6 protein-coding genes are annotated in these 6,403 nt (G+C 40.7%); all 6 read left to right on the forward strand.

From position 1 onward, the window contains the following. Window positions 1-1,457: phage portal protein (locus PVV68_RS09395; RefSeq protein ID WP_273782948.1), on the forward strand; the 1,457-nt coding region annotated here is incomplete at its 5' end. 13 nt (window positions 1,458-1,470) lie between these two features. Beyond that, window positions 1,471-1,818: a hypothetical protein gene (locus tag PVV68_RS09400; protein ID WP_273782950.1), complete on the forward strand. Its 348-nt coding sequence runs from the start codon at window positions 1,471-1,473 to the stop codon at window positions 1,816-1,818. A gap of 163 nt (window positions 1,819-1,981) precedes the next feature. Then, window positions 1,982-3,148, forward strand: coding sequence for a site-specific integrase (locus PVV68_RS09405; protein ID WP_273782951.1), 1,167 nt, complete (start codon window positions 1,982-1,984; stop codon window positions 3,146-3,148). Window positions 3,149-3,356: 208 nt separating this feature from the next. After that, complete coding sequence (locus PVV68_RS09410; RefSeq protein ID WP_007347430.1) at window positions 3,357-3,557, forward strand: AlpA family transcriptional regulator; 201 nt, start codon at window positions 3,357-3,359, stop codon at window positions 3,555-3,557. A 103-nt stretch (window positions 3,558-3,660) separates the two neighbouring features. Beyond that, window positions 3,661-4,332, forward strand: coding sequence for a hypothetical protein (locus tag PVV68_RS09415; protein ID WP_273721727.1), 672 nt, complete (start codon window positions 3,661-3,663; stop codon window positions 4,330-4,332). Window positions 4,333-4,337: 5 nt separating this feature from the next. Next, window positions 4,338-5,936, forward strand: coding sequence for a YfjI family protein (locus PVV68_RS09420; RefSeq protein ID WP_273721725.1), 1,599 nt, complete (start codon window positions 4,338-4,340; stop codon window positions 5,934-5,936). Window positions 5,937-6,403 lie beyond the last annotated feature (467 nt).

A 6,403-nucleotide genomic window follows, 5' to 3' on the forward strand; every position in this document is an offset into this window, starting at 1 on the left:
CAGCGGTGCAACCGAATTTAACCGATGTCCAACGCTTATGGTATGTAGATCGCAAGCCCTTAGAAGTTGCAAGACAAATGTTTCCAACAGCCCATTGGAGCGAACTCAGTGCGGATTGGGCGAGAGATGGGAGTACTTATGAGGGGATTCATCACAATGATGGTGATTATTACAGTGATGATGGGAGCGTTGATGTTGAAAATGGGCGGCCGATGGTGACCCTTGTTGAATGTCGTTGGTTTGAAAGCGAGAGATATTACAAGGCACCCGATTTATCGACGGGAGAACTTCGTGATTATAGCGAGGAGGAATTTAAAGCGGCTTTTAACAAAAAGGTTGTAAAGCGTGCTTTTTTAGGCAGGAAAGTTTTGCTTGAACCAGATCAACCGATGGTTCCTACTGGTCAATTGGGGTGGGAATGTATAACGGGTTATTTTGACAAGATAGAACGGCAATTTTATGGGGTTGTCCGTCCGACAAAAGACCCGCAGCGATGGGCAAATAAATATTTTAGCCAAGTGATGCACATTCTCAATAGCCAATCCAAAGGCGGGATTATGGCAGAGAGGGGCGCCTTTGAAGATGAGCGAGAAGCAGTCAAAAGTTGGAGCAGGGCAGATAGTATTACGGTTTTAAAAAATGGAGCCCTTGCAGGTGGGAAGATACAGCCAAAACCGGTTTCTCAGTTTCCTACGGGCTTTTTCCAGTTATTTAATGAAGCGAAAGAAGCGATTAATCAAGTTACCGGCTTATCACCAGAGTTCATAGGAACGAGAGAAGTCTCACAAGCTGGTATTTTAGAAGCACAACGGCGCCAATCCAGTCTTAATTTGCTTGCTTGTTTGTTTGATGGTTTGCGTTTGTATCGCAAAAGGCAAGGCAAGCTCATTTTGCACTTGATACAAAATTATCTCTCTGATGGTCGTTTGGTACGGATTTCAGGGGAGGAGAATGCACAATATATCCCCTTAACCCGTGAAGCAGTGATGAGTGTTGATTATGATATTGTGGTTGATGATGCGCCTACCAGCCCGAATGAGAAAGAGCGTACTTTTGGCATTATCACGCAATTGTTACCGTTGCTTCAAAATGCTGTAACACCAGATATCATGCTTGATTTGCTGCGTTACTCCCCATTGCCTGCATCTCTGCTTAATCGTGTGAGTGAGAAGTTTCAACAGCAGCAACAAATGGCACAACAATCCCAGCAGATGAATCCCGAGCAGGAAATGAAGTTGCAAGAAAAGCAGCAGGACATTGCCGCCAAAGCCCAGATGCAGCAGATGGATTTACAAGGAAAGCAGATTGAATTGTTCATGCGTCAAAAGAGAGCAGAGTTAGAAGCGGAATTGATGCAGCAACGCCATGAGCTTGAACGCCAGCGCATACTCAATGAACAAACGCAACATCAAATCATGCGGGAGCGAGCAGCAAGTTATAGAGGCAGAAGCATTTGAGAGAGGTGAAAGAATGAATGCACAAATGAATGAAGGACTAAATGAAGATTATACGGCAGAACCCGCTGTTTATGATGATGAGAGCTCTTTTGAGAGTGATCATGATAGAGGGGCGGTTGACAGTGATGATGTGGCGTCTTCAGAGCCGGTTGCAGAGCCCGTTGAAAAGCCTTCAGAGATTATTGTTCCAAGTCAAGATCGGCAACGTGCTGAAGAACAAGCAAAGCAAGCCCGTGAAGCGCTTGTGAAGTTTTATGAACCCCAATCTCAGCCGCCAATGGTTGAAGGAGATGGGACGCCTCCAGATCCTAGTCAAGACATTATTGGCTATATGGGATGGATGGGGAAGATAACACATTGATTTATAATGGAAATCTAGCGTTGTTCATATTGAATGAGAGTCCCGAATAACGTAAGATTCTCTCATTTCAAAGCTGTTTATCTTGAATCAATCAAAATCATTCCCTTGCACGTCAAAAGCGGGGCTGGCGTGTGGGTAAAATTTATACAAGAAAGGACTAAAAATGGCTCTTATGAACCGTCTTAATGCAAGGTCTGTCGCAACATTGGGGGCTGGAAAATATAATGATGGTGCCGGCTTGCTTCTTCATAAACGTAAAGATGGGGGTGCTCAATGGCTTTATCGCTATACCATTCATGGGCGCCGCCGCGAAATGGGCTTGGGCGCTTTAAGAGATGTCTCTTTAAAGCAAGCTCGCGAATGTGCAAACCAATGGCGTTCTGTTTTACGTGAGGGGCGTGACCCTATTAAAGAGCGCAACAAACAAAAGCGTGAAGCAATGCGTAATCTCCATTACTTAAAAGATATTGCGTTGGATGCTTTTGAAACTCGTAAAGCTGAATTAAAAAATGATGGTAAAACTGGGGATTGGTTTTCACCTTTAAAACTGCATATTTTACCAAAACTAGGTTGTCTACCCGTTTCTGAGATTACGCAAACAGAGATACGCAATGTTCTTGCCCCTATCTGGCATATAAAAGCTGGAACTGCTCGAACAGCATTGATACGTCTTAATCTTTGTCTCAAACATGCGGCTGCATTAGGATTGGATGTTGATTTACAAGCAACAGAAAAAGCACGCGCGCTCTTAGGTAAACAACGTCATAAAACGCAAAATTTACCTGCAATGGATTGGAGAGAGGTGCCCGCTTTTTATAAAGCACTTTGTCAAAAAACAGCTATAACACAACTGGCTTTGCGTTTGCTTATTCTGACAGGCGTTCGTACCAATCCTTTATGTCATATTCATAAAGATCAAGTTGATGGGGATATATGGACTATTCCTGCTGAGAATATGAAAGGAAAACGGGATACCACAAAAGAATTTCGTGTGCCTCTATCATCAGAAGCATTAGACATTTTAAAACAAGCGCGTTTGCTTTCTCGCAACGATTTCTTTTTTTCTGCAACCGGTCGGGGTCCCCTTGCTGCAAATTGTATGTCACAATATATGCAACAGACTGGATTAAAAGCCTGCCCGCATGGATTTCGTTCTAGTTTACGCAATTGGCTTGCTGAAACAACCGATGCCCCTTATGAGGTCGCTGAAACCATTTTAAGTCATACGGTCGGTGGTAAAGTAGAGCGTGCCTATCGTCGGACTGATTATTTAGAACAGCGCCGTGTCTATATGGATAAATGGGCGGCTTATGTCACAGGTCAATCTTAAGATATGGGGTGCATAACCCCATGATCTGTGGATAACTTACTCTCTCTCTTCTCTCATTCTTTCTCAATGAGACTCATAAATTATCACATCAGAAAATGTATGATAAAATACTGTTTTCTATAGACTAAATACCTTTCTAATGATTCCAAAATGTGCTTAATAAATGGGCATGATTTGTTCCCATTTTTTATTATGAAAGGAAATTATAATGACAGAAAACGATATTCTTTTAACTGACCGTGAAAGTGCAAAATTGCTTCATATGAGTGTTTCAACATTCCGCCGTCATGTGACCAATGGATCTCTCCCAAAACCTTTAAAATTTGGTTTTTTATCCCGTTGGTTACAATCAGATCTTTTGAATGTCATAGAGCAAGCCAAACAGCAACGTTATAACGACGTCGCATAAAAGAAAACCTTGTCACGTAAGGACGGACAAGGCTTTCCATTTTCACTCAAAGAATGAATAGCAAAATCCGTCCTATGGTGCAATATATCATAGGATAAAAAACATGTTTTCTTATATAAATGCTCGGGGCATCACAAATGCCTTGCGTGGGGTTTGGTATGGGCGTTATGGAAGTGCCCGTTGTCCAGCCCATGATGATCAATTGCCTAGCTTATCCCTTGCCAATGGAAATGATGGGCGTCTCTTACTCACTTGTTATGCTGGCTGCTCTTTTAGAGAGATCATACAAGCGCTTAGAAGAATTGGCTTGCTGGGAACACAAGCCTTTGTTGATAAAACTTATGATCACACGCTCTCTTTTTCAAAACAGTTTTCTGCTGATCTCAAAGGAGTAAAACAGAAAGCAGAAAGAGCAAAAAAGATTTGGCAACAAAGCCAACCGATAAAAGATACGCTAGCAGAAACCTATTTACGCAAGCGGGGTATTACTTGTGAATTGCCTGCTGATTTACGTTTTCACGATAAATGCCCACACCCCTTAGCAATGACACTACCCGCGTTGGTTGCTCTTGTTAAGGGTGCTGGTTCCTTTGCAATCCATAGAACCTTTTTAAAAGCCAATGGCTGCAAAACAGATCAGAGACCAGCAGATGATGCGGGTCGTAAAGCAGGTTTTACCTTAGCTGCACGTGCTTATAGACAAGGCTTTGAGGTCTTTATCATGCAAGCCCCTAACGCTTTAGATTTCAACGATTTTCTCTATTATTCAAGGTAAGTAATATGACAAAAGATAATCAAAATATTTTAGAGAATAATACCTCCGTCAATGATAACGATAATCTCTCTTTAAACGATAATGCTTGTTTAAAAGCCATTCCTTATGAACAAGCCTTGCAACAAGATGGCTGGGGGGAATTAAAACCGATTGAGAATGCTCTCTTACCCGTTGAACCTTTTAATCCATTACAGCTCCCAATGCCATTCATGGACTATATTTATGATGTTTCAGAGCGTCAACAAGCCCCTATGGATTTTATTGCTGTCGCTGCTTTATGCGGTTTAGCTGCCGTGATTGGCAATGGCGTGCGGGTTGCTCCAAAACAATATGATGATTGGACAATTGTTCCTAATCTTTGGGGGGCTCTTATTGGTCAATCGTCAACATATAAAACACCAGCCATGAAAGCCGCTTTAGCCCCCATTACTTGCCTTCAAAAGCAATGGTATAAAGAGTGGTTAAAACAGAAAGAAAAACAAGAAATTGAAGAGAGACTAAAGAGTTTAGACAAAAGAGAAAAGGAAAGACAAGCCAATAAAGCGCTCAAAAAAGGAGAGTGTGAAACAGCCCGTGCTCTGTTGTTTGAAACGCTCTCTCAAGACAATGGGCATGATGATGATATCTCTCGTTTTATTGTCAATGATGTCACGGTTGAAAAACTTGGGGAATTGTTAAAAGAAAACCCCCGTGGTCTCTTAATGGTTCGTGATGAACTGGCTGGTTTTTTAACCAATCTGGAAAGAAAGGAATATCAAACAGACCGTGCTTTTTATCTCACAGCTTTTAATGGAGATGATCAATTTACCTATGACCGTATCGAGCGTGGAACTATTTTTATCCCCCATGTAACTTTATCAATCATTGGAGGCATTCAACCTTCACGCCTTATTCCCCTCATTCAAGCCATACAGCGTGGAATAAACGATGATGGTTTATTGCAACGGTTTCAAATGCTGGTGTGGCCCGATGAAAATCAAGAGTGGAAATTGGTTGATAGACCGCCAAATCAAGAGGGCTGGCAAAAGTATGAAGGTGTTTTTCGCTCTTTTCGTGATAAACGACTAGGTTCTCCCGAACAGCCGCTGATCATGCGTTTTATGCCAAAAGCACAAGAGAAATTTTATGAATGGCTAGAAAATCTTCATAGAGAGGCAAAAGGAGGTCATTTCTCAGAAAGCTTACAATCGCATGTTTTGAAAATGCCAAAGACCATAGCAAGCCTTGCGTTGATTTTTGAACTTCTTGATAGTGGTCGTTTTGAAATTGGACTCTATGCCATTACAACAGCCTTGCGATGGGAAAAATATTTGTTAAGTCATGTCAAAAGACTTTATGCGGCGGGGGATACAGTAACAGCAGAGCGTGCAAAATTAATTGTTGAACGCTGTGATTGTTTACCCGATGTTTTTACTTTACGTGATATTCATCAAAGAAGTTGGACGCATTTAAAAGACAATCAAGCTGTTAAGCAAGCTTTAGAGCTTTTATGTCGTTGTAACTATATTCGTGAAACCTCTGGAGGCAATAGTTCTAAAAGCGGTCGACCTACCATACGTTATGAATGGCATCCTTTAGTGAAAAGTCATAAGACACCACAATAGGCAATCTGGAAATTTTATAACCTTAGATTCAAAAATGAACCTTCAAAGTCTTTCTATTTCTTAATTTTGAGGATTTTGAAGGTTTTGAGGGTTCTTTTTACGCCCCCTTATATATTTTTTTCAATCAAAAAAATAAAAGTTATTATATTTCAATATGTTATTATTTTAATAATACAACCTATATCGACAACACAACCTTAAATTCAACCCATAGTATATTTTTGAAGGTATTTTGAGGGTTTGAGAAACCTTCAAAACCTATAGTAAAATGCATCAAAATGATCATTCTGATGTTTTTAAACACATAGTGCATTTGTCTTGAATGATATGTGAAATAAATAGCAAATTTCACTATTCTGTTGTTGATAAGCATGATTTATAAAATTTATTTTAAGCGATTTATGGGTTTTCTGCTGCTTTTGTCTCATTTTGTTATCGCTATTTCTTTTGAATCAATTTAATAGACT

The organism is Bartonella sp. ML69XJBT (assembly GCF_028618515.1).
GTDB lineage: Bacteria > Pseudomonadota > Alphaproteobacteria > Rhizobiales > Rhizobiaceae > Bartonella.

Bases quoted from the DNA above. Each gene is read 5' to 3' on its own strand.
- PVV68_RS09415 (WP_273721727.1), top strand. From the start codon at position 3,661: ATGTTTTCTTATATAAATGCTCGGGGCATCACAAATGCCTTGCGTGGG.
- PVV68_RS09410 (WP_007347430.1), top strand. From the start codon at position 3,357: ATGACAGAAAACGATATTCTTTTAACTGACCGTGAAAGTGCAAAATTG.
- PVV68_RS09420 (WP_273721725.1), top strand. From the start codon at position 4,338: ATGACAAAAGATAATCAAAATATTTTAGAGAATAATACCTCCGTCAAT.
- PVV68_RS09400 (WP_273782950.1), top strand. From the start codon at position 1,471: ATGAATGCACAAATGAATGAAGGACTAAATGAAGATTATACGGCAGAA.
- PVV68_RS09405 (WP_273782951.1), top strand. From the start codon at position 1,982: ATGGCTCTTATGAACCGTCTTAATGCAAGGTCTGTCGCAACATTGGGG.